This window comes from Mesorhizobium sp. B2-5-4 (assembly GCF_006441095.1).
Lineage (GTDB): Bacteria > Pseudomonadota > Alphaproteobacteria > Rhizobiales > Rhizobiaceae > Mesorhizobium > Mesorhizobium salmacidum.
Genome location: NZ_VFUR01000005.1, coordinates 1 through 21282, shown reverse-complemented (window position 1 = coordinate 21282; position 21282 = coordinate 1). Strand labels below are relative to the sequence as shown.

Below are 21282 nucleotides of genomic sequence, written 5' to 3'. Positions count from 1 at the left end.
CGTGATCATGCGCACAGCAATGCTCGCCGCCGGTTCAGGATGTATCCACCCCGGTTGCATAGCGCTGCAGGACCGGACCGACATCCCTGATGATTTCTTCGTGCGATAAGGCCACGACGGGCGGCAACCGCAGCAGATATCGGCACGTCGCCAGACCCAGCAACTGGCTGGCGACGAGGCCGGCGCGCCGGCCGGCGTCGGAGGGGTCGCCGAACGGTGCCACAACCGGCCGGACCTGAGTGGCGAATACGTCGCGCACCTTCTCCGCGGCGAATTCATTGGACGCAGCCGAGCGCAGCAGAATGACCATGCCGGTGGCGCTGGGAGAATTCTCCCAAGTGCGAAGAAAACGCCGGATGATTGCGTCGCCGATGGAAGCCCGGTCGGTCACCTGCGTTGCGGGCAGTTGCAGGTCGAACAGCGCCGCCCTGGCGAACAGCTCATCCTTGCTGCGAAGCAGCCCGGCGAAGGTGCTCGACCTGAGTTGGAGTACACGTTTTCGCGTTCATCATCGCATCGCCAAGTCCTATCGCCATCGGTCGTTGTTCGTCATAGGCGATGCTGCCCATGTGCACAGCCCCGCCGGCAGTCAAGGCATGAACACCGTTCTGATCGATGCCGTGGTGCTGGGAGAAGTACTCGGCGACGTGATCAACGGCATCCGCGCGAAAGCGAACTCGACCTTTACGAGACGCTTCGCCGTCCAGCGCAGGAAGTGATTGACCTCGCGGGCAGGCTGACCGGCATGGCACTCACGCGCACCCCGTTCCGGCGCTTCCTGCGCAACCTCGTCCTCGGCTTCGTCAATATCAACCCGATCGCCAAGCGCAAGATTTCACTGAAGCTGTCAGGTCTCAGCCGGGCCGATATGGCCAAGCTGCCGGCACCATCACAATCGGGTGTACGCAAGCAGTCCACGAAAAGCGGACTTAAGCTGGTCGCATGAATCGACAGCGCCCGCTTCCGTGTCCGTATGGGCGAGCATCAAAAATGAAAGCGCCGGCGGAACTGCCGGCACTTTCAGATTTGGCTACACGGTTTGATCAGACGAAGTACTGGCCACCGTTGGCGGTGAGGGTCGAGCCGGTGATGAAGCCGGCGTCTTCGGAAGCGAGAAAGACGACGCAGCGCGCGATCTCTTCCGGTTCGCCAAGGCGGCCGACCGGGATTTGCGGGATGATGCGTTCGTTAAGCACTTTCTCGTCTATCGCCTTGACCATCTCGGTGGCGATGTAGCCCGGGCAGACGACGTTGACGGTGATGCCCGCGCGGGCGCCTTCCTGGGCGAGCGCCTTCGAGAAGCCGATGTCGCCGGCCTTGGCGGCGGAGTAATTGACCTGACCGGCCTGGCCCTTCTGGCCGTTGATCGAGGAGATGGTGATGACGCGGCCGAACTTGCGGTCGCGCATGCCGCTCCACAGCGGATGGGTCATGTTGAAGACACCGGACAGATTGGTGTCGATGACCTCTTTCCACTGCTCGCGGGTGATCTTGTGGAACATGGCGTCGCGGGTGATGCCGGCATTGTTGACCAGTACCGAGACAGGGCCGAGGTCGGCCTCGACTTGTTTGATCCCGGCCGCGCAAGCGTCATAGTCGGCGACCGACCATCTGTAGACCGGGATGCCGGTCCGCGCCTTGAACTTCGCCGCCGCCTCGTCATTGCCGGCGTAGTTCGCGGCAACCGAATAGCCGGCGTTCTTCAAAGCGATCGAGATCGCCGCGCCGATGCCGCGCGATCCACCTGTGACGATTGCAACCTTGGTCATGCATTTTCCCCTTTTTGAAATCGCCCTGTTGTCGGGCTTGGCAGGCACTGGATCTATACAGGCACCACATGTGAAACGGGCGGCTTGCGCCGCCCGTTTCAAAGTCTATCAGAAAGCCTCCACACACATGGCGACGCCCATGCCACCGCCGATGCATAGGGTGGCCAGCCCCTTCTTGGCGCCGCGTCGGCGCATTTCGAAGACCAGCGTGTTGAAGATGCGGGCGCCCGAGGCGCCGATCGGGTGGCCGATGGCGATGGCACCGCCGTTGACGTTGACGATCGAGGGATCCCAGCCCATGTCCTTGTTGACGGCGCAGGCCTGTGCGGCGAACGCCTCGTTGGCCTCGACAAGGTCGAGATCCCCTGCCGACCAACCGGCCCGTTCCAAAGCCTTGCGTGAAGCGGGAATGGGTCCGGTGCCCATGATCGCCGGATCGACGCCGGCGGTCGCCCAGGAGGCGATGCGCGCCAGCGGAGTGATGCCGCGCCTGGCGGCTTCCGCTTCGCTCATCAGCAGCGCGCCGGCGGCACCGTCATTGATGCCGGAGGCATTGGCGGCCGTCACCGTGCCATCCTTGTCGAAGGCCGGCTTCAGCTTGGTCATGGCATCGATCGTGGCGCCGTGGCGGATGTATTCATCCTGATCGACAACCGTGTCGCCCTTCTTGCCCTTGATGGTGAAGGCGACGATCTCGTCCTTGAACTTGCCCGCCTTCTGCGCGGCCTCGGCCTTGTTCTGCGAGGCCAGTGCGAACTGGTCCTGATCGTCGCGGGTGATCTGGAACTGGCGGGCGACGTTCTCGGCGGTGTTGCCCATGTGGTAGCCATTGAAGGCATCCCACAGTCCGTCCTTGATCATGGTGTCGATCATCTTGTAGTCGCCCATCTTGACGCCGGCGCGCAGGTGCTCGGCGTGCGGCGACAGCGACATCGATTCCTGGCCGCCGGCAATGATCACCTTGGCGTCGCCGGTGGCGATCTGCTGCATGCCGAGCGCGATGGCGCGCATGCCCGAACCGCAAACCTGGTTGAGGCCCCAGGCGGTGGTCTCCTTGGGCAGTCCGGCAAGGATCGAGGCCTGGCGGGCCGGGTTCTGGCCTTGCGCCGCGGTCAGCACCTGGCCGAGGATGACTTCATCGATCTCGGCCGGTTCGACCCCAGCACGCGCCAAAAGTTCCCGGACGACGACGGCGCCGAGTTCATGCGCGGGCGTGGCGGCGAAGGCGCCGTTGAAGGAGCCTACAGCCGTGCGCGCGGCGCTGGCAATGACGATGGAAGCGGACATTTTCTTCTCCAGACTTCAAGGGTGTTGTTGTGCCGTTGAGGACTTTTCTTGCCCTTTCCCAATCCCAAGTCAAACCGGAAATCGGCATGGCGCCCATGCGCCGCAATCAAGCCAAGTCTCGCCGCTCCGGTGGCCCAGCCGCTGCTGCGCAGCATATTTAGCCTGCCATGCAGCATTATATGATCCCGCAGTGCACAAACTGCTTGGAATTGTAAGGCTTTTGCGCATATCCTCAAAAAGGGCGCAATCGTTACCGGCTGCTTACTCAGGCGTGCCGGTGTCCGGGGAGGATGCAGATGGCCGCAAAAGACGACCCGATCATTATCAAGAAATACGCCAACCGCCGCCTCTATAATACGGGGACGAGCACCTATGTGACGCTCGAGGATTTGGCCGAAATGGTCAAGAAGGGCGAGGAATTCACCGTCCAGGACGCCAAGACCGGTGACGACATCACCCATCCGGTGCTGACCCAGATCATTTTCGAGCTGGAGAACAAGGATGGGCAGAACATGCTGCCGATCCCGTTCCTGCGCCAGCTGATCGCCTTCTACGGCGACCAGATGCAGATGATCGTGCCGAGTTTCCTCGAACAGTCGATGATCGCCTTCTCAAAGGAACAGGAGCGGTTCCGCGAGCAGATGAAGGGCGCCATCGGCAAGTCGCCGCTGGACGTGATGAAGATGGCGACGCCGATCAAGGCGCTGGAAGAACAGACGCGCCGCAACATGGAAATGTTCCAGAATGCGATGCGGCTGTTCACGCCATTTCCGCCTCCGGGCTCGGCGCCCGCCGCGGCGCCCGCCGAACCGGCCAGGAAAGAAACGCCGGAAAAGCCGGACGATCTGCAACAGCTGAAGGACCAGATCGCGGCCATGCAGCGCAAGCTCGACACGATGTCGTAAGCGCATAGCGCTCACGACATTTATGGCAGCAATCCTTCATAGCGGCCGCGCGGCCGGATGATGCTGCCGCTCACGATCTGTTCGACCATGTGCGCGGCCCAGCCGACGCTGCGTCCAAGCGCGAACAGGTGGAACGGTGCATCGCGCGGCAAGCCAAGGCCGCGCGTCAGCACGGCCAGGGCAAAATCTATGTTCGGTTGAGCGTCGGTCGCGGCAATGGCAGCGGTTTCCAGCGACCGCAACGTCTCGTCGGTGTTGTCGAGGCCCGCCAGAAGCGCTGCGGCCCGGGGATCGCCCTCGGGATAGAGCGGGTGGCCGAATCCAGGCAGTGGCCGGTCGTGGCCAAGCCAGCGCCGGATCGCGGCATCGGCGCCATGCCGCGCCGCGTCTCCGGCGAGTTGCATCACGGCTTCGCCAGCGCCGCCGTGGCGGGGACCGGACAGTGTCGCCAGGCCCGCCAGCAGACACGCGGCGGGCGAAGCTCCGGTCGAGGCCGCGACGCGGGCCGCGAAAGTCGATGCGTTGAGTTCGTGATCGGCGAGCAGGACAAGGACGCGACGGATCGCTTCCGCGCCATCATCGTCCACCGACCAGCCCCGTGCCAATCGCTGGTGCACCGGTTCCGGTCCCGCCATGGCACCGAGGGCGCTGGCCAGAACGCCGATCGCGTGCGCGGCGTCAGCGCACAGCGAGGCAGCACTTCGTCCAAGCGAAGGCCGCGCCTGGCCGGCTAGCAAGGCGAGTTGCGCAAAGGCCGGGGCGCGACCGATCTGGGGCGGTGCATCTGGCGACGGCGCTTCGAAACTGATCGAGCCGGGCAGAGCCCAGAGCAGTCCGGCGGTTTCTTCCAGCGTGGTACGGTCGGACAGCGCAACCGCGTCCCGGCCCCGATAGATGAGGTGGCCGTGCCAGACTGTCGAGATCGCGGTGACGATCGACGGCTCGCCCCAGGCGATCGCGCTTTCGGCAATGGCCGCAAGGCTGCGCCCGCGCGCCCTTCGCGTCGCCAGCACCGCGATGTCGTCGGCGCGGTACTGGCTGCGGCGCGGATCGGCTCGATCCGGGCGCATGCCGATGCGGCCGCGGCTGACATAGGCATAGAGCGTCTGCGGCCTCACCCCAAGCCTTTCCAGCGCTTCTTCCCGCGACAGCCATTCCGACATATCGGCCCTGATATTGATTCAGTTGATCAAGATTGATGCTTATGTTGCCCAGCCTTATTTCCCATCGGGAAAAGCTTCAAGGAGACAAGGCTATGGCGAATGGGCTCGATGATGTGGTGGCGGCCGAAACAGTGCTGTCCGATGTGGATGGTCTGGGTGGCCGCCTGACGATCCGCGGCCACTCGCTTGGGGAATTGGCAGGGCGATGGAGTTACGCCCAGGTCGTGCGCCTGCTGCTGGACGGGTTCTTCGACGATCTGCCTGGCGACGCCGAACTGTCGGCAAGGTTGGGTGAGGTTCGCGTCGAGGTGTTCGACCGGCTCGCGGCTTCGCTGCCCTTGCTGGCACCGCTCGATATCTACAGCGCCATGCGCGCCGGCATGGCCTTGCTGCCGGATGGCGAGACGCTGACGGACGCCTTGCGGCTGATCGCGGGGCCCGCGGTGCTGACGCCGGCCCTGCTGCGCCTGCGGCGCGGCGAGCAGCCGATCGCACCCGACGGCAAGGCGGATCATACCGCCGACATGTTAGGGATGCTCAAGGGTTCCGTCCCGTCGCCGGCATTGGCAAAGGCGCTCGACACCTATCTGGTCACCGTCTGCGACCATGGCCTCAATGCCTCGACCTTCGCCACCCGCGTCGTTGCTTCGACCTTGGCGGGCCTGACATCGTCGGTGCTGGCCGGCCTTGGCGCGCTCAAGGGCCCGCTGCATGGCGGCGCGCCTGGTCCTGTCATTGAGATGCTCGACGCCGTCGCCGCGCATGGCGACGCTGCCGACTGGCTGCGCGACAAGATCGCGCATGGCGAGCGCATCATGGGCTTCGGCCATCGCATCTACCGCGTGCGCGATCCGCGTGCCGATGTGCTGAAAGCAGTGGTGCGCAAGCTTGGCGGCGAGGGCGACACCGGCCGCCGGCTGGCTTTCGCCGAGGGGTCGAGCAAACCGCGCTCGACGTGCTTCGGATCGCCAAGCCGCAGCGCTCGCTGCAGACCAATGTCGAATTCTACACCGCGCTGGTGCTGGAAGCGGCGGGATTTCCGCCCGGTGCCTTCAGCAATGTCTTTGCCGCCGGGCGCGTTGCCGGCTGGGTCGCGCACGCGCGCGAGCAGCAGACGACCGGACGGCTGATCCGTCCGCAGTCCCGCTATGTCGGGCCGGTGCCGGACCTCGTCGCCTAGATTCTCTGTTTGTTTCGAGAGCTACGGCCTCCCCGCATTGCAGCGGAGGGGCTTTTCGCATGACCGAAACTTCATGTGATCACGCGACCGTGTTCGTGTTCTTGCCTTGGTCCGTCCTTATATGCTGCACTGCAACATAGGCCGGCGACAGCTGCTTCCCTCCAATGACGTTGGGGCAGGCCGGCGCATCAGGATGACAGGAACGCCATGACGAAGAACGGCAAGGCGGAGGAAAAGAAAAAGATCAACATCGCCCTTCAGGGAGGCGGCTCGCACGGGGCCTTTTCCTGGGGCGTGCTCGACCGGCTGCTGGAGGACGGCAGGCTTGAGATATCGGCGGTTTCCGGCACCAGCGCCGGCACCATGAACGCGGTCGCATTGGCCGATGGTTTCGTGCGTGGCGGGGTTGAGGGCGCCAGGCGGAAGCTGGACGATTTCTGGCAGGCGGTGGCGGCAAAGGGCCGGTTCAGCCCGGTGCAGCGCATGCCGTGGGATGTCGCCTGGGGCAACTGGTCGATCGAGAACACGCCGGGCTATGTGTTCTTCGACACCATGTCGCGGGTGTTTTCGCCCTATGTCGCCAACCCGCTCGGCCTCAATCCGCTGCGCGATGTGGTCGCGCGGGAGATTGACTTCGAGAATGTTCGCGCCTGCAAGTCGATGGAACTGTTCATCTCCGCCACCAATGTCGAGACAGGGCAGTTGCGGGTGTTTTCCGATGGCGAGATCGACCTCGACACGGTGATGGCGTCGGCCTGTCTGCCGCAACTGTTCCGCGCCGTCGAGATTAAGGGGGTGCCCTATTGGGACGGCGGTTATGGCGGCAATCCGGCGCTCTACCCGTTCTTCAAGACGGCGGCGACCGAGGACGTGCTTCTGGTGCAGATCAATCCGGTGGTGCGCGAGGGAACGCCAAGAAGCGCCAACGAGATCCAGAACCGCATCGACGAGATCACCTTCAATGCCGGCCTGCTGCGCGAATTCCGCTCGATCGCCTTCGTCAAGGAACTGATCGCCGCAGGCCGTCTGCCGCATGGCGAATATCGGGACATCCGCATGCATCGTATCGATGCCGACGAGGCGTTCAAGGATCTGTCGGCATCGTCCAAGGTCAATGCCGAATGGGCCTTCCTGACCTATCTGCGCGACCTCGGCCGCACCGCCGCCAGCGACTGGCTGGAAGAGAATTACGAAGCGGTCGGCAAGCGGGCTACGCTCGATCTCTCGAGCGAACTCGATGACGGGTTCAAGCCGGTACGCGGTCCCGCACCCGGCCGTCGGGTGAAGGAATTTCTCGCCGTGCGCAAGAACCCGGAGACCGAGCGCCGTCGGGCCTGAATCTGACAGCACAGGCTTCGAGGGGCAGCGTTTGCCGGCAATCGCGGGCGTAATCCGCCGGAGCTTCAGAGAGGTCGTGGCGTGACAGCAACCTTGGCGTGCGGAAGGAGCCCTCATCATCCTGACGTCTGCTGCCACTGACGGTCAGTGGCACCGCCCCAGGGGCGCTCGTTACCTGCTAACCGGCAGCGCTCGATACAGAATTGCGATTGGGACGAATACCCCCGGCGTTCCCGCCCCTGCCTCGCGCCGCGCCCGAGATCGCACGTGTCAGGGCACGACGATTCAGGATGTTATCGCGCCGGCTCATTGGCGTTTTCAGCATCTGGTTTGACTTCGGTGCATTGGGATCGGCAAGCCTGATCCGAAGGGGCTGCCGTGCCTTTTCCTGAGCGATTCCAGGCTTTTGGCTGAGTATCGTGGCGCCGCAGCCATTGTCCCTCGCCGATCGCACTGACGCGGATCGTCGGTTTGTGCCCGAGCTCCAATCAGCGACGTGTGCGGATCGCGACTGTATTCCGGAGACGGCCCATGACGAGCGGGGCTGGTCGCCCCGTAGCCGGCGTGTCAAGGCCTGCGTGAGCCGGCGGGCCGCTTCGTCAAGTAGACTGGCAAGTCACGAAGAACCGTTTCATGGCTGCCACACCTTGTCCGGCTATGCAATGCTGCTGCAACTTTCGGACTATATTGCGATGCAACTTTGATGTAGAAGCGCGCTCGCTGATCACGGCAATTTGAACACGGTCAGGCGCGCACCCATATCGGCGACGCGCCCGCGTCATAAGACGCGGTGCTGGCCGAACCCGCAGTGGAAAAATGACGATGCCTAAAATCAGGTTTCACAAGCTTGCAGCCATTGTTGTGCTCATCGGTTTCGCCGCGTGGATGGCGACAGGCGAGTTCTCGTCGGTCGGCAGCGGAGCGGCCAACAAGGCCAAGGCAGCCGAGGTCGAGCAGGGCAAGGCGCCGGACGCGAGCAAGCCGAAGACGGCGGAAGCCGAACCGAAGGCCCCGCTGCGCACCGTCGCGGTGGTGACGCCGCCTCGCAAGACCTATGCGCGCGCCATCCGCATTTCCGGGCTGACCGAAGCCGACAAGCGCGCGGTGCTGGCAACCCGCGTTGCCGGCGTCATCGACAAGCTGCCGGTCAAGCAAGGCGATCACGTCAAGACCGGCGACCTGGTGCTGATGCTCGCCGCCGAGGAAAAGATCTCGATGGCCGCCAACGCCAAGCAGCTTGTTGCGCAGCGCAAGGCCGAGCTCGACGCCGCCGAGCGGCTCGCCAAGACAGGCAACTTGCCGAAGCTGCAGCTCGACACCGCCCGCTCCAATCTGACCCAGGCGCAATCCCTGCTGGACACCGCGCAGGCCGAGCTCGACCGCAACGAGGTAAAGGCGCCGTTTGACGGTGTCATCGACCGGGTGCCGGTGGAACTCGGCAGCTCCGTCATGCAGGGGGGCGAGGTGGCGACCATCCTCAAGCTCGATCCAGTGATCGCGCGCGGCGAGATCAGCGAGCGCGATCTCGGCTACCTCAAGATCGGTGATAAGGCCAGCGTTAGGCTGGTCAGCGGCCAGACCGTCGAAGGCACCGTGCGCTATATCAGCCGTGACGCCTCGTCGGCGACCCGCACCTTCCGTGTCGAGATCGCAATCCCCAATGCCGATGGCTCCGTGCCGGCCGGCATGACGGCGGAAATCCAGCTCAGCGCGTTGCCGACCGACGCCGTCTTGCTGCCGCGCTCGGTGGTGACGCTCGGCGACAAGGGCGATCTCGGCATCCGCGCCGTCGGCAAGGACAACAAGGTGGCATTCTTCCCGATCGACCTGGTCGACGATACGCCGACCGGTCTCGTGCTCGGCGGCATCCCGGCCGACGCGCGCATCATCGTCGCCGGCCAAGAACTGGTGAAGGAAGGCGATGAGGTCAAGCCGATCGAGGCCGACCAGGCGACCATCAACAAGCTGATCGGCGAAGCCACCGCCGGGACGCAGTAGCGCGAGGCGCCGGCGCCGGGCCTTGCCCGGCGACAGCATGTCCGTTCGCCACTCCCGAAAGCAACAGCAGGCATAAGTCATGGATATCGTCAGACTCGCAATCAACAATGCCCGCCTGACCATCTCGGTCCTGGTCTTCCTGCTGATTGCAGGCTGGGTCGCCTATCAGTCGACACCGAAGGAAGCGGAACCCGACGTTCCGATTCCGATGATGTATGTCAGCCTCATCTATCAAGGCATTTCGCCTGAAGATTCCGAGCGCCTTCTGCTGCGGCCGATGGAAAGCAAGCTGAAGAGCCTGAAGGGCCTCAAGGAGATGCGCTCGGCCGCTTTCCAGGGCGGCGGCTATGTGCTGGTCGAGTTCCAGCCGCAGACGAACCTGGCGACGGCACTGCAGGATACGCGCTCCAAGGTTCAGGACGGCAAGGCCGACCTGCCGCAGGCGGCCGAGGAGCCCGTCGTCACCGAGGTCAACATTTCCGAATTTCCGGTGCTCGTCGTCACGCTGTCGGGCGAATTGCCCGAACGCGTGCTGGCGGCCGCGGCGCGCGAACTGCGTGACCGCATCGAGGAAGTGCCCGGCGTTCTGGAAGGTTCCCTGCAGGGCTCCCGCGACGATCTGGTCGAAGTCGTCATCGATCCGATGAAACTGTCTTCCTATGGCTTGCAGCTCGATCAGCTGATCGGCGCAGTCGGTGCGTCCAACAGCCTGGTCGCCGCCGGCAACATCGAGGGCTCCCAGGGCAAATACGCAGTCAAGGTGCCGTCGCTGATCGAGAAGCCCGAGGATGTGGCGGCACTTCCCGTGGTTGCCGGTCCCAATGCCGTGGTTCAGGCCAAGGACATCGCGACGATCCGCTCGACCTTCGCCGATGCCACGACGATCACGCGCCTCAACGGCAAGCCGGCCATCGCCATCGAGGTCAAGAAGCGCATCGGCGCCAATCTGATCGACACGCTCACCAAGGTCAGGGAGGTGTCCGACACCTTCGTCAAGACCATGCCCGAAGGGATGCACGTCACCTACACGCAGGACAAGTCGGTCTTCGTCAACCAGTTGCTCGGCGATCTGCAGAACCACGTGATGATCGCCGTCATCCTGGTGTTCATCGTCATCCTCTACGCGCTGTCCGGGCGCGCCTCGCTGCTCATCGGGCTGGCCATTCCGTCATCATTCCTGATCGGCATCCTGCTGCTGGCCATGATGGGCTACACGATCAACATGATCGTGCTGTTCAGCCTGATCCTGGCCGTCGGCATGCTGGTCGACGATGCCATCATCGTCACCGAGTTCGCCGAGCGACGGATGAGCGAGGGCATGCCGAAGCAGGAAGCCTTCGCGCTTGCCGCCAAGCGCATGGCCGGTCCGGTCATCGCGGCAACGATGACGCGAATCGCCGCCTTTTCGCCGCTGCTGTTCTGGCCGGGAATCATCGGCGACTTCATGAAGTACATGCCGATCACGCTGATCGTCACGCTGTCGGCCTCGATGCTCTATGCGCTGGTCTTCGCGCCGACGCTGGGGGCGATCTTCGCCAAGGCGCCGCAGCATCACGAGGATGGCAATCGCGATGGCTGGTACATGGCTGTCGTCAAGCAGGCAGTACGCTTCCCCATCACCGTGATGATGCTGACCGTCGTCTTGCTGGCCGGCATCTTCGTTGGTTATTCGAAGTACGGAGCCGGCGTCGAGTTCTTCCCGAGCGTCGAACCCGACTACGGTCTGCTCTATGTGCATGCCCGCGGCAACCTTTCGCTGGCCGAAATGGATACCGCGACCAAGATCGCCGAAAACCGGCTGCTCGGCTGGCCGGGCGTGAAGTCGGTCTATACCCGCGTCGGCAAGTCCGAGGGCGGCGGCCAGGATGTTCCAGAAGACGTCGTCGGCGTCATCCAGTACGAATTCATCGATTGGCGCGAGCGTAAATCGGCCAACGATATCCTGAACGACCTGCGTGGCGTCATGGCCGGCATTCCCGGCGTCGATGTCGAGGTGCGCGTGCCGGAAGCCGGCCCCCCGACCGGCAAGCCGATCCAGATCAGGCTTTCGGCCATCGACCCCAAGGGATTGGACGAGAAGGCGCGCGAAGTCGCGGCACGCATCGCCAAGGTGCCCGGCGTCATCGATATTTCCGATGGCTTGCCGCCGCCCGGCGTCGACTGGGCACTCGAGGTCGACCGAGCCAAGGCTGCCCAGTATGGCATCAGCCCGACCTCGGTCGGGACGGTGGTGCAGCTCGTCACCAACGGCCTGAAGCTTTCGGAATACCGGCCTGCCGGTGCTGACAAGGCGGTCGATATCCGGCTGCGCTTGCCGGAGGACCGGCGCACGCTGTCGACGCTCGACGAGCTCAGGGTGCAGACCTCGCAAGGATCGGTGCCGATCTCGAACTTCGTGGTGCGCAAGGCGAAGCCGAGCGTCGGCATCCTCAACCGCATCGACGGCGCCCGCACCGTGGTGGTGCAGGCCAACGTCGCCGCCGGCGCCCAGGTCGCCGCCGTGCAGCAGGAGGTCACCCAGGCGGTCACCGACATGAATCTCGGCAGCGGCATACGCTGGAAGCTTGCCGGCTCGAACGAGGACAGCGCAGAGGCCAGCGCCTTCCTCAGCAAAGCCTTCGGTGCCGCTATCTTCCTGATCTTCTTGGTGCTGCTGGCGCAGTTCAACAAGTTCACCAGCGTCTGGCTGGTGCTGTCCTGCGTGGTCATGGCGACGATCGGCGTGTTCCTCGGACTGCTGATCACGGGCGAGACGTTCGGCATTGTCATGTCGGGCATCGGCGTCATCGCGCTGGCCGGCGTGGTGGTCAACAACAACATCGTGCTGATCGACACCTACGACCGGCTGCGTGAAGAGGGCTGGGACAAGATGGACGCGGTGCTGCAGACCTGCCGCGAGCGTGCCCGCCCGGTCGTGCTGACGGCGGTATCAGCCATTCTCGGCGTGCTGCCGATCGCCTTCGGGCTTGGGCTCGAAATCTTCCATCACGAGACGACGATCAACGCGCCGTCGACGCAATGGTGGATTTCGCTGTCCTCGGCGATCGTCTTCGGCCTGTCCTTCGCCACCATCCTGACGCTGGTGGTGACGCCGTCGATGCTGATGGTGTTCACGCGCGCCAAGGTCAAGCCCGGTGCGCGGCGCGGCTGGTTCGGCCGCCTGTTCCGGCGCGGCAAGGGCGAGATCTCGTCCCAAGGGCCTTTGGCGGATGTCGGCGCCGAGCCGGCAGTCAGCTTCCCGAAGGCCGCGGAATAGAGCGTTTCGCAAGCCAAGCAACAAAGGCCGTCCGGGAACAACCGGGCGGCCTTTTGCATTGTTCCCTCGAATGCAACCAGACGGCGAGGGCTCAAAATGACGATCAGCACACTTCTCGTTATCATCCTGATCCTGATCCTGATCGGCGCGGTGCCGGCATGGCCGCATTCGCGCTCCTGGGGTTACGGACCATCGGGCATTGTCGGCGTCATCCTGGTCGTGGTGCTGATCCTGCTTGTGCTGGGAAGGATCTGACCGGCAACGATTCAACGCCGAGTCCTGCAAGCAAGCTCGCGATCAGGCGGCCTGGCGCCGTGCGGGCGCGACGGCGATGCCGATATCCTGCAAGGCTTTGTTCACCGCCTGATCGAGCGGCGTATGCGGGATTTCGCCGATGATCCCTTCCAGCCGCGTCGAGGCCAGCCGGTGGGGCTCGAAGCGCAGGTATGACATCGAGACGATCTCGCGCCACATCGCCACAAACGGGCTGCCGGCGCGCAGCACCCACCAGGGCATGGAAGTCATCTTGAGCTGATGGCCGACGGCCTTCTCGGCGGCCGCCTTGATCTGAAGGTCGGTGACGGCGTGTCCCGGAAAGTTCAGCGTCTCATAGAAGCCGAGCTTGTCGAGATTGCGGGCCAGCGCGACGAAGCCGACTGCGAAGTCCGGGAGATAGGCCCATTCATGCACGAGATCGGACGGACCAGGCGCGGTGTAGATGCCCTTGTTGATCTTGGCGGCGACGATCTGGTCGAACCAGGAGCCGCTGCCGGTGCCACCGAAGAAATCGCCGGCGCGCAGAAGAATCGTGCGCACGCGGCCGGCCGCGGCCTCACGGCGGAACAAATCCTCCATGGCGCAGCGAATGCGGCCTTTTTCCGTGGTCGGATGGAAGGGGGTGTCTTCCGTAATCACCGCCGGCATTGGCGAGCCGTAATTGTAGACGGTGCCGGGGAAGAGGTGCAGCGCGCCGTTGGCATGGCAGGCGGCCATGACATTTTCGGCCATCGGCAGGCACTTGCCCCAGTCGGTGTAGATCGGGTTGAGGCCGTTGAAGATGATTTCGACGCCCTCGGTGGCCTCGATCAGCGATTGACGGTCCAGCGCATCGCCGGCAACCGCCGTGACGCCCTCAAGTTCGGCCGGCACCATCCCGGTACGAGTGACGGCGCGGACATCGAAGCCAGCATCGATGAAGGCCTTGGCAACCACGCGACCGAGCCGGCCATTGGCGCCGAGAATTGCGATCTTGGTCATTCTTCGTCTCCTTATCTGTTTTCAAGTGGGGGTTTGCCTGGAAGCGACGGGACAAGCCCGCCGCTTCTGGATTTTCGAGGACCGCCGTTCAGCGGCTGCCGAAGAGGTCGCGGTTGCTGCCCTGGACGACAGGCTTCTGATTGGTCGCCGCGGATTTGCTGATCGACGTGGTGGTCACATTGTCGGTGGTGACGACGGTCGTTTGGGTGGCATTGTCCGAGCCAAACTTGTCGCTGCCGGCAAAAGCCGTGTTGGCGGCGATGAGGAGGGCGGCGGTTGTGAGTGCGATCTTGGTCATTGGATTACTCCTGATTGGTTGTTGCAGTCCGTATCGGTGTTTGCAGGGTGAATATGATTGCTTCATCGATGAATTGAAATTGACTAGGAATGCAGTTTTGATATTCATTATTGAATGGACGACATCGACTGGAACCTGATCAAGAGCTTTGTCACCGTGGCGGAAACCGGCAGCCTGTCGGCCGCGGCGCGAAAGCTGTCGGCAAGCCAGCCGACGCTTGGCCGTCACATCGGGGAGTTGGAACAGGCGCTTGGCGTCACGCTTTTCCGGCGCGGACGAAACGGCTACGCGCTGACGGAAGCGGGAGCCACGCTATTCGAACGCGGCAAGGTGGTGAGCGAACAGGCTAGTGCCTTCTCACGGCTCGCGCTGGGCTCGGTCGAGGCGATCGAAGGCACGGTGCGGATTGCTGCCAGTGAAGTGGTGGCCGCCTATGTGCTGCCCGACATGATGGCGCGGCTCGGCATCGAGGAACCCGGCATCGAGGTCGAGATCGTTGCGTCGAACCAGGTCGAGAACTTGTTGCGCCGGGATGCCGACATTGCCATCCGCATGGTCAAGCCGGCGCAGACCGAACTGGTGGCGCGCAAGGTCTGCGATATCCCGCTCTGCGCCTGCGCGGCCATCTCCTATCTCGATGGGCGCGGCCGTCCCATGGGACCGGCCGATCTCGTCCATCACGCCCTGATCGGCTTCGATCGCAGCGACGAGATGATCCGAGCCTTTTCCCAGTATGGTATCCCGGTCACCCGAAGCAGTTTCCGCTTCAGGGCCGACAATCAGACCGTGCTCTGGGAAGCGGTGCGGGCAGGAAACGGCATTGGTCTTGGCCAGGAGCCGCTGGCAGACCGCGATCCGCTGGTGGAAAAGGTGTTGCCCGGACTGCCATTGCCTGCTCTCCCGATATGGCTGGCCATGCATCGCGACGTGCGCGGCAGCGTGCGCATCCGCCGTGTGGCTGACTTTCTCCATGAGGAGTTGAAGCGCTATTCGGCAGGTGCCGCGTCAGGAGCGAATTCGGCGCGGTGAGCCAATCCAGCCATCAGCAAGACGACGATCAGCAGAACCGCCATGGCGATGAAGATCGGGCCGAAGCTGGAATGCTCGGCGACGAAGCCGATCGCCGACGGCGCCACCAGAATGCCGGAATAACCCATGGTGGTGACGACGCTCATGCCAGTGCCCGACGACATGCCTTCCTGGTTGCCGCCGGCCGAAAAGATGATCGGCACCATGTTGGCGATGCCGAAGCCGCACAGCGCAAAGGCTGATATGGCGAGCCAGGGCGAGGGCGACAGGCCGGCGATCAGCATGCCGGCGGCCGCGACAATGGCTGAGCCGCGCAGTGTCATCACCGCGCCGAAGCGGTTGCGGACGCCATCGCCGAAAAAGCGCATGATCGCCATGACGCCGGAGAAGGCCGCATAGGCAAGGCCGGCGATGGCGAGGTCGGCGCCGAGTTCCTGCCGCAGATAGAGCGCCGCCCAATCGAGCACCGCGCCCTCGGAAATCATCGTCAGCAGGGCCATCAGGCCGATCAGGTAGACCAATGGATTTGCCGGCAGAGCGAATTTATGATGCTCGGCCGCCTGCGGCCTGTTTTCGGCCACGATATGGGGGACCGCCGCCGCGATTGCCGCGAAGGCAAGCGCGGTCACCACCGAAGCATGGGCGAGGTGGCCATAATTCTGGATGGCAAAGCCGCCAAGGGCGCCGCCGGCGAAACCGCCGAGGCTCCAGAAGCCGTGCGACGAGGACATGATGGCGCGCCCCAGCCGCCGTTCCACCACCACCGCATTGGCATTCATGGCTACATCCATGCCGCCGATCGAGCCGCCGAAGATGAACATGGCGACGGCCGCCAGCGGCACGTCGGGTGCCAGCGCCACGACCAGCAGGCCGAGGCTGCCGCAGAGACCGAACCAGCGCAGCACGGTGCGCGAGCCATGTTTGGAGATCAGGTGGCCGCACCATGTCATGGCGGTGACCGCGCCGGCCCCGAACAAAAGGATCAGCAGGCCGAGCGTGAATTTCGAGATGTCCAGCCGCGTCAGGAATACCGGAATCTGTGGCGCCCAGCTGCCGGTCAGGAAGCCATTGGCGAGGAAAATAGCCGCGACTGCCCATCGGCCGCGAATGGCAGTCTGCAAGGCGTTCGGCGCGTTCATGAGGCGAATCCGGTCAGAAAATGGCTTTGCCCGGCAAATTAGATCGATTCAATTTTCAGTCAAGCGCTCTTTCGGGAAAGCATTTGGGCCAAACGGACTCAGTGATCCTTGGGACGCCTGGCTTCGAATTCCGCCTTCTTGGCGTCCGAAGCCTCTGTCTGGTTGAGCGCCTGCCACTGCGCATAGGGCATGCCGTAGACGATCTCGCGCGACTGGTCCTTCGAGAGATCGACACCCTCGGCATTGGCCGCCTCGCGATACCAGTTCGACAGGCAGTTGCGACAGAAACCTGCGAGGTTCATCAGGTCGATATTCTGCACGTCGCCGCGTTCGCGCAAATGCTCGACCAGCCGGCGAAAGGCAGCGGCTTCGAAGTCGCGCTTCTTTTCGTCGCTGAGTTCGGTCATCGAAACCTCCGTCATAGCGGCCCGGTACGCGAGCCGAACATCTTTATCGCATGTATATCGGGACGGCGGTCGATGGCGTCAACGATCGGCGCCAGCCGTTCGGCCCAGGCGATGGCGCCCTTCTGGTCCGCTATCAGGTCCTGGCGGATTTCGATCAGCGCGTGGGCATAGCCATTGACGATGGCGTGCTTGAACATGGTGTCGCCGTGCAGAGCGCCGTCATACGGTTCGTTGTCGCCGACGACGAGGTTTTTGTCTTCAGCCAGCATGTCGATCAGCAGCCGCGCCACCCGGTCGTCCTTGTCCCAGAGGATGCCGACGTGCCAGGGCCGCTGCTTGCCTTGCATGGCAGGCGTGAAGGAGTGCACCGAGAAGATGAAGGGCGCCTTGCCGGCGGCTTGCGCGACCGATGCAATCATGGCGCCGATCGCATCGTGATAGGGACGGTAGAAGCGATCAAGCCGACTTTCGCGTTCCTCTGGCGCCAGGGGATAATTTCCCGGAATCATGGTGCCGTCGTAGAGCTGGCGAATGAGGGTTGGATCGTCCTCGCCGCGGTTGGGATCGATCAGCAGCCGTGAGAAATTGGCGAGCACCGCAGGCGCATCCAGCAGGGCCGCCAGTTCGCGCGTCACGGCTTCGACGCCGATGTCGTAAGCGATATGGCGGTCGAATTCGACCGACGGCAGCCCCAGGCTGCCATACTCCTCCGGCAGGTCGCGGCGCGCATGATCGGCCAGGAGCACGATGCCCCGCTTGCGGTCGCCCTCGACGATATCGAATGGCGCGAAAACTGTGGATCGGGTCATTGGCGGGAAATGGGCTGTTCGCTGGCTTCCGGGGAGGGTGCTATCGTCATTCCACGAAGACGACGCGTGCGCAATGCCGTTGTTTGGCCAAGGTTTCCGCTGAAATCTGGCAAGGGGCGACGGATGGTGCGCCGGGAGCCTTCCTAAATCGATTGGATTGGTTGAAACGGTGCGTTGACATGCGCCCGGACTTTTCCGAAAAGGGGCGCAGAGAGATGCTGATGTGGTTCTTGAGGGGTTTTGGAATGGGTTCCGCCGGCAGGCAGCGCATGCGCTCCGGCTTCGCCATGCCGCTCCTGATCCTGACCGTCGGCGTGTCGGCAATGGTCATGGCCTCGCCGGCGCGCGCCGATTTCCGCGTCTGTAACGCCACACAGAACCTGGTCGGCGTCGGCATCGGCTATCGTGCCAAAGCCGGCTGGATCACCGAGGGCTGGTGGCATATCGAAGGATCGAGCTGCAAGACGTTGATCGAAGGGCCGCTGTCATCAAGGTTTTATTATCTTTATGCAGAAGACGCGGAGCGCGGTGGACGCTGGGACGGCCCGATCAACATGTGCGTGGCTGAAAAAGAGTTCAAGATCGCCGGCGTAAGCGACTGCGTCGCCCGAGGCTTCCAGCGCGCCGGATTCCAGGAATATGACACGGGCGAACAGGCAAGCTGGATGGTCCAGCTCACCGATGAGCCCGCAACGGGAGGCGCCCCAGCCGCCCCGGGAACGAATAGTCAATGAGACGTAGCCGCAAGGTCAAGATCCTAGCCACAATCGGTCCGGCCTCCTCGTCCGAGGAGATGCTGCAGAAGCTGTTTGAAGCTGGTGCGGATGTCTTCCGCATCAATATGAGCCATACCGATCATGAGCTGATGCGCACGCTGGTCGCACGCATCCGCGCCGTCGAGGAAAAAGTCGGCCGGCCGATCGGCATCCTGGCCGACCTGCAAGGTCCGAAGCTGCGCGTCGGCAAGTTCGCCAACGGCAAGGAAGTGCTGACGTTGGGCCAGACGTTCACGCTTGACGACAATCCCGAGCCCGGCACCTCGACCAGGGTCTACCTGCCGCATCCTGAAATCCTGAGTTCGGTCGAGGCTGGCCATCGCCTCCTGATCGACGACGGCAAGCTCGAGCTGAAGGCGGTGAAGAGCGACGGCAAGTCGATCGTCTGCACCGTCATTGCCGGCACTGCCATTTCCGACAAGAAGGGCGTCAGCCTGCCCGACACCGACCTGCCGGTCGGCGCGCTGACCGAGAAGGACCGCAAGGACCTCGACGCGGTGCTCGCCACGGGCGTCGACTGGGTCGCGCTGTCCTTCGTGCAGCGGCCGGAAGACTTGGCCGAAGCGCGCAAGATCGCGCGCGGCCGCGCGCTTATCATGGCCAAGATCGAAAAGCCGCAGGCCGTCACCCGCCTGGCCGAGATCATCGAATTGTCTGACGCTCTGATGGTCGCCCGCGGCGATCTCGGCGTCGAGATGCCGCTGGAAGCCGTGCCAGGCATCCAGAAGCAGATCACGCGCGCCGCGCGCCGCGCCGGCAAGCCTGTGGTGGTCGCCACGCAGATGCTGGAATCGATGATCACCGCCCCTGTGCCGACCCGCGCCGAGGTCTCCGACGTTTCGATCGCCGTCTTCGAAGGCGCCGACGCCGTCATGCTGTCGGCGGAATCGGCGGCGGGCGCTTATCCGGTCGAGGCGGTTGCCATGATGAACCGCATCGCCACCAAAGTCGAAACAGATCCGACTTATGCCGGCATCATCAACGCACAGCGTTCGGAGCCGGAAGCGACCGGCGCCGACGCCATTTCGCTGGCCGCCCGCGAAATCGCCGAAACGCTGAAACTGTCGGCGATCGTCACCTACACGGCATCAGGCACCACCGGCCTGCGCGCCGCGCGCGAGCGCCCGCAAGTACCGATCATCGCGCTGTCGCCGATCCTCAACACGGCGCGGCGGCTGTCGCTTTTGTGGGGCACGCATTGCGTCGTGTCGCCGGACGCCACTGATCTCGACGACATGGTCAACCGCGCCTGCCGCATTGCGCTGGAAGAAGACTTTGGCAAGCCGGGCGACCGGGTGATCATCACCGCAGGCGTGCCGCTGCGGACCCCGGGATCGACCAACATGCTGCGCATCGCCTATGTCGGATCGGAAACCGGCCGGTAATCGGCCGCCAGCCTGGTCGCGATCCTGAGCGCTCTTGCCGCGGCTTCCGCGTGGTTTCTTCGCTGGAGAAACCGGCCTGCGCGAGGGATAGGGTCGTACGGATACTGATCGGGGCCCAGTACATGCCGCTCAGCTCCTGACGGCATCTTGCGATGACCATTTTCGGATGGCATGCATCAGGTCGGCGCGAGCTCCGCTCCAGGTCCCTTGATGTCGGCGCATTTGCCCACGCCATAGACGTCGCCGGCAACCCGTGTCTCCACCTTCCTGGCAATCGCCTCCAGATCGATGTCCCTGCCGGCGACCCTCTCGACGGCGCCGATGACGAGGTCGGGGGCGATCCAGTCCGGCTTGTGACCGAGATTATGCACCCAGACGAGCTCGGCACCTGAGATGTCGCGCACCAGGCCAACGGAATGGATATGCGCGTAGACGACCTTGTCGCGATCGCCGGAGATGACCACGGCCGGCGCCGTGATTTCTTTGTAACGCGGCGCGGCGCCAAGCGCATAGCGATAGAGCCCGGCAACGTCGGTGGCATTGGCGCGGAAGGCCGATGGCCGCAGCACCAGCGGGATCGCGGCTGACGCGAGATAACTGTCCGGCACCTTGTTGGGCGAGAAGACGCAGGTCGTGGTATCAGCCATCCGCAACGTTCCCGCAGGATAGCTCAGGGTCTCGGAGAACAGCCGGCCGATCACCGGAATGATGGTCAGGTCGTAGTACCAGGACGTCGCGCCGCCCGGCCAGGGATGGGTTGCCGGTGCCAGGAAGACGAGGCCGAGCGTCTTGTCCGCATGCTCGCGGCCGAAAGCCGCCGTCACCACGCCGCCGAAGGAATGGCCGACAATGATTGCCTTCCTGATGCCGAGACGGTCCATCAGTGCGGCAATGGTTGCGGCTTGCGCCGATGGATCCTCATTGTTGCCTGGGCCGCGTCCCGACCAGCCAAAGCCCGGCCGGTCGAAGAACAGCATTTCGGCACGGCCTTCGAGCGGTGGCCTCAGCGGCAGCATCTGATCCCTGAGATTGGCGCTGGCGCCATGGATGAAGACGATCGGAGGCAGATCCGCATCGGCTGGGGCGGGAATGTGGACATAGTGGATGAGGGCGCCGTCGATGTCGGCGAATTCGCCGGCCGGCGGACTGCGGTGCTCGATCAGCCATGAGCCGACGCGGGTCACGCCGACAAGGGCAAGGACTAGCGCCATCAGGAAGGCGAGCGCGGCATAGATCAGGTTCATGCGGGGATATGGGAATGGAGGGGATAAGTAGGGGAGTAGGGG

Annotated in this window: 20 protein-coding genes and 1 pseudogene; 11 read left to right on the top strand and 10 right to left on the bottom strand. The window is 63.7% G+C overall.

The genetic code is table 11. The features are described 5' to 3' along the window. Nucleotides 1–34: 34 nt before the first annotated feature. Nucleotides 35–391 carry a hypothetical protein gene (locus tag FJ492_RS28675; RefSeq protein WP_246675939.1) on the bottom strand — a complete coding sequence of 119 codons (357 nt, stop codon included), beginning with the start codon at nucleotides 389–391 and terminating at the stop codon, nucleotides 35–37. Here FJ492_RS28675 and FJ492_RS29095 point away from each other — a divergent pair. Both FJ492_RS29095 and FJ492_RS29090 read left to right on the top strand, forming a co-directional pair. Further along, on the top strand, nucleotides 303–719 hold the full coding sequence (locus FJ492_RS29095) for an FAD-dependent monooxygenase (RefSeq protein WP_246675937.1): 417 nt from the start codon (nucleotides 303–305) through the stop codon (nucleotides 717–719). The two genes, FJ492_RS28675 and FJ492_RS29095, sit on opposite strands and share 89 nt — an antisense overlap. 26 nt (nucleotides 720–745) lie before the next feature. Beyond that, nucleotides 746–946, top strand: a complete 201-nt coding sequence (locus FJ492_RS29090) for a hypothetical protein (RefSeq protein WP_246675936.1) — start codon at nucleotides 746–748, stop codon at nucleotides 944–946. 97 nt (nucleotides 947–1043) lie between these two features. On the opposite strand, the gene phbB is transcribed toward FJ492_RS29090, so the two are convergent. Together phbB and FJ492_RS07665 are read right to left on the bottom strand one after the other, a co-directional pair. Continuing rightward, the gene (gene phbB, locus FJ492_RS07670; RefSeq protein WP_140769323.1) at nucleotides 1044–1769 is read right to left on the bottom strand and encodes an acetoacetyl-CoA reductase; all 726 of its coding nucleotides are present in this window, start codon (nucleotides 1767–1769) and stop codon (nucleotides 1044–1046) included. Nucleotides 1770–1877: 108 nt separating this feature from the next. Next, nucleotides 1878–3056, bottom strand: coding sequence for an acetyl-CoA C-acetyltransferase (locus FJ492_RS07665; protein WP_140769320.1), 1179 nt, complete (start codon nucleotides 3054–3056; stop codon nucleotides 1878–1880). 296 nt (nucleotides 3057–3352) lie between these two features. Here FJ492_RS07665 and phaR point away from each other — a divergent pair, with 296 nt between their 5' ends. Further along, on the top strand, nucleotides 3353–3961 hold the full coding sequence (gene phaR / locus FJ492_RS07660) for a polyhydroxyalkanoate synthesis repressor PhaR (protein ID WP_027141834.1): 609 nt from the start codon (nucleotides 3353–3355) through the stop codon (nucleotides 3959–3961). Nucleotides 3962–3981: 20 nt separating this feature from the next. On the opposite strand, the gene FJ492_RS07655 is transcribed toward phaR, so the two are convergent. Continuing rightward, the gene (locus tag FJ492_RS07655) at nucleotides 3982–5124 is read right to left on the bottom strand and encodes a citrate synthase (protein WP_140769317.1); all 1143 of its coding nucleotides are present in this window, start codon (nucleotides 5122–5124) and stop codon (nucleotides 3982–3984) included. A gap of 92 nt (nucleotides 5125–5216) precedes the next feature. On the opposite strand from FJ492_RS07655, the pseudogene FJ492_RS07650 reads away from it, so the two are divergent. The 5 genes and pseudogenes from FJ492_RS07650 (at nucleotide 5217) to FJ492_RS07630 (ending at nucleotide 13151) form a co-directional block, all read left to right on the top strand. Continuing rightward, nucleotides 5217–6304, top strand: a pseudogene (locus FJ492_RS07650) (citrate synthase/methylcitrate synthase). 207 nt (nucleotides 6305–6511) lie between these two features. Next, nucleotides 6512–7642, top strand: coding sequence for a patatin-like phospholipase family protein (locus FJ492_RS07645; RefSeq protein WP_140769314.1), 1131 nt, complete (start codon nucleotides 6512–6514; stop codon nucleotides 7640–7642). An 822-nt stretch (nucleotides 7643–8464) separates the two neighbouring features. Then, nucleotides 8465–9640 carry an efflux RND transporter periplasmic adaptor subunit gene (locus tag FJ492_RS07640; RefSeq protein WP_140769312.1) on the top strand — a complete coding sequence of 392 codons (1176 nt, stop codon included), beginning with the start codon at nucleotides 8465–8467 and terminating at the stop codon, nucleotides 9638–9640. A gap of 79 nt (nucleotides 9641–9719) precedes the next feature. Beyond that, on the top strand, nucleotides 9720–12896 hold the full coding sequence (locus tag FJ492_RS07635) for an efflux RND transporter permease subunit (RefSeq protein WP_140769310.1): 3177 nt from the start codon (nucleotides 9720–9722) through the stop codon (nucleotides 12894–12896). Nucleotides 12897–12992: 96 nt separating this feature from the next. Further along, entirely contained in the window at nucleotides 12993–13151 is a 159-nt protein-coding gene (locus FJ492_RS07630; protein WP_015315312.1) for a DUF3309 family protein, read from the top strand. Nucleotides 13152–13193: 42 nt separating this feature from the next. Here the strand turns inward: FJ492_RS07630 and FJ492_RS07625 are convergent, their stop codons facing one another. Further along, nucleotides 13194–14153 (bottom strand): SDR family oxidoreductase, encoded by a 960-nt coding sequence (locus FJ492_RS07625; RefSeq protein WP_140752051.1) that lies wholly within the window; start codon nucleotides 14151–14153, stop codon nucleotides 13194–13196. 88 nt (nucleotides 14154–14241) lie between these two features. Next, complete coding sequence (locus FJ492_RS07620) at nucleotides 14242–14451, bottom strand: DUF680 domain-containing protein (RefSeq protein WP_140509026.1); 210 nt, start codon at nucleotides 14449–14451, stop codon at nucleotides 14242–14244. A 114-nt stretch (nucleotides 14452–14565) separates the two neighbouring features. Here FJ492_RS07620 and FJ492_RS07615 point away from each other — a divergent pair, with 114 nt between their 5' ends. Then, the gene (locus tag FJ492_RS07615) at nucleotides 14566–15480 is read left to right on the top strand and encodes a LysR family transcriptional regulator (RefSeq protein WP_140769308.1); all 915 of its coding nucleotides are present in this window, start codon (nucleotides 14566–14568) and stop codon (nucleotides 15478–15480) included. Here the strand turns inward: FJ492_RS07615 and FJ492_RS07610 are convergent. From FJ492_RS07610 to FJ492_RS07600, 3 genes are all read right to left on the bottom strand, one after another. Further along, entirely contained in the window at nucleotides 15438–16619 is a 1182-nt protein-coding gene (locus tag FJ492_RS07610) for an MFS transporter (RefSeq protein WP_140509030.1), read from the bottom strand. The genes FJ492_RS07615 and FJ492_RS07610 overlap by 43 nt on opposite strands. Nucleotides 16620–16717: 98 nt before the next feature. After that, complete coding sequence (locus FJ492_RS07605) at nucleotides 16718–17026, bottom strand: DUF1244 domain-containing protein (protein WP_140509032.1); 309 nt, start codon at nucleotides 17024–17026, stop codon at nucleotides 16718–16720. Between the two features lie 11 nt (nucleotides 17027–17037). Next, a complete protein-coding gene (locus FJ492_RS07600) occupies nucleotides 17038–17835 on the bottom strand; it encodes an N-formylglutamate amidohydrolase (RefSeq protein WP_140769306.1) in 798 nt (265 codons plus the stop codon). Nucleotides 17836–18122: 287 nt separating this feature from the next. Here FJ492_RS07600 and FJ492_RS07595 point away from each other — a divergent pair, with 287 nt between their 5' ends. After that, a complete protein-coding gene (locus FJ492_RS07595; RefSeq protein ID WP_245262044.1) occupies nucleotides 18123–18569 on the top strand; it encodes a DUF1036 domain-containing protein in 447 nt (148 codons plus the stop codon). After that, complete coding sequence (gene pyk, locus FJ492_RS07590) at nucleotides 18566–19996, top strand: pyruvate kinase (protein ID WP_140712999.1); 1431 nt, start codon at nucleotides 18566–18568, stop codon at nucleotides 19994–19996. The genes FJ492_RS07595 and pyk overlap by 4 nt, the downstream gene beginning before the upstream one ends. Nucleotides 19997–20172: 176 nt before the next feature. On the opposite strand, the gene FJ492_RS07585 is transcribed toward pyk, so the two are convergent. Further along, nucleotides 20173–21240 (bottom strand): alpha/beta hydrolase, encoded by a 1068-nt coding sequence (locus FJ492_RS07585; RefSeq protein WP_140769304.1) that lies wholly within the window; start codon nucleotides 21238–21240, stop codon nucleotides 20173–20175. Nucleotides 21241–21282: the final 42 nt, after the last annotated feature.

Excerpts from the sequence above, each read along its gene's own strand:
- FJ492_RS07615 (WP_140769308.1), top strand. The coding sequence starts at position 14,566 with ATGGACGACATCGACTGGAACCTGATCAAGAGCTTTGTCACCGTGGCG.
- FJ492_RS07595 (WP_245262044.1), top strand. The coding sequence starts at position 18,123 with ATGCCGCTCCTGATCCTGACCGTCGGCGTGTCGGCAATGGTCATGGCC.
- FJ492_RS07625 (WP_140752051.1), bottom strand. The coding sequence starts at position 14,153 with ATGACCAAGATCGCAATTCTCGGCGCCAATGGCCGGCTCGGTCGCGTG.
- FJ492_RS07620 (WP_140509026.1), bottom strand. The coding sequence starts at position 14,451 with ATGACCAAGATCGCACTCACAACCGCCGCCCTCCTCATCGCCGCCAAC.
- FJ492_RS07585 (WP_140769304.1), bottom strand. The coding sequence starts at position 21,240 with ATGAACCTGATCTATGCCGCGCTCGCCTTCCTGATGGCGCTAGTCCTT.
- FJ492_RS29095 (WP_246675937.1), top strand. The coding sequence starts at position 303 with ATGACCATGCCGGTGGCGCTGGGAGAATTCTCCCAAGTGCGAAGAAAA.
- FJ492_RS07640 (WP_140769312.1), top strand. The coding sequence starts at position 8,465 with ATGCCTAAAATCAGGTTTCACAAGCTTGCAGCCATTGTTGTGCTCATC.
- phaR (WP_027141834.1), top strand. The coding sequence starts at position 3,353 with ATGGCCGCAAAAGACGACCCGATCATTATCAAGAAATACGCCAACCGC.
- pyk (WP_140712999.1), top strand. The coding sequence starts at position 18,566 with ATGAGACGTAGCCGCAAGGTCAAGATCCTAGCCACAATCGGTCCGGCC.
- FJ492_RS07655 (WP_140769317.1), bottom strand. The coding sequence starts at position 5,124 with ATGTCGGAATGGCTGTCGCGGGAAGAAGCGCTGGAAAGGCTTGGGGTG.
- FJ492_RS07630 (WP_015315312.1), top strand. The coding sequence starts at position 12,993 with ATGACGATCAGCACACTTCTCGTTATCATCCTGATCCTGATCCTGATC.
- FJ492_RS07605 (WP_140509032.1), bottom strand. The coding sequence starts at position 17,026 with ATGACCGAACTCAGCGACGAAAAGAAGCGCGACTTCGAAGCCGCTGCC.
- FJ492_RS07600 (WP_140769306.1), bottom strand. The coding sequence starts at position 17,835 with ATGACCCGATCCACAGTTTTCGCGCCATTCGATATCGTCGAGGGCGAC.
- FJ492_RS07645 (WP_140769314.1), top strand. The coding sequence starts at position 6,512 with ATGACGAAGAACGGCAAGGCGGAGGAAAAGAAAAAGATCAACATCGCC.
- phbB (WP_140769323.1), bottom strand. The coding sequence starts at position 1,769 with ATGACCAAGGTTGCAATCGTCACAGGTGGATCGCGCGGCATCGGCGCG.
- FJ492_RS07665 (WP_140769320.1), bottom strand. The coding sequence starts at position 3,056 with ATGTCCGCTTCCATCGTCATTGCCAGCGCCGCGCGCACGGCTGTAGGC.
- FJ492_RS29090 (WP_246675936.1), top strand. The coding sequence starts at position 746 with ATGGCACTCACGCGCACCCCGTTCCGGCGCTTCCTGCGCAACCTCGTC.
- FJ492_RS07610 (WP_140509030.1), bottom strand. The coding sequence starts at position 16,619 with ATGAACGCGCCGAACGCCTTGCAGACTGCCATTCGCGGCCGATGGGCA.
- FJ492_RS07635 (WP_140769310.1), top strand. The coding sequence starts at position 9,720 with ATGGATATCGTCAGACTCGCAATCAACAATGCCCGCCTGACCATCTCG.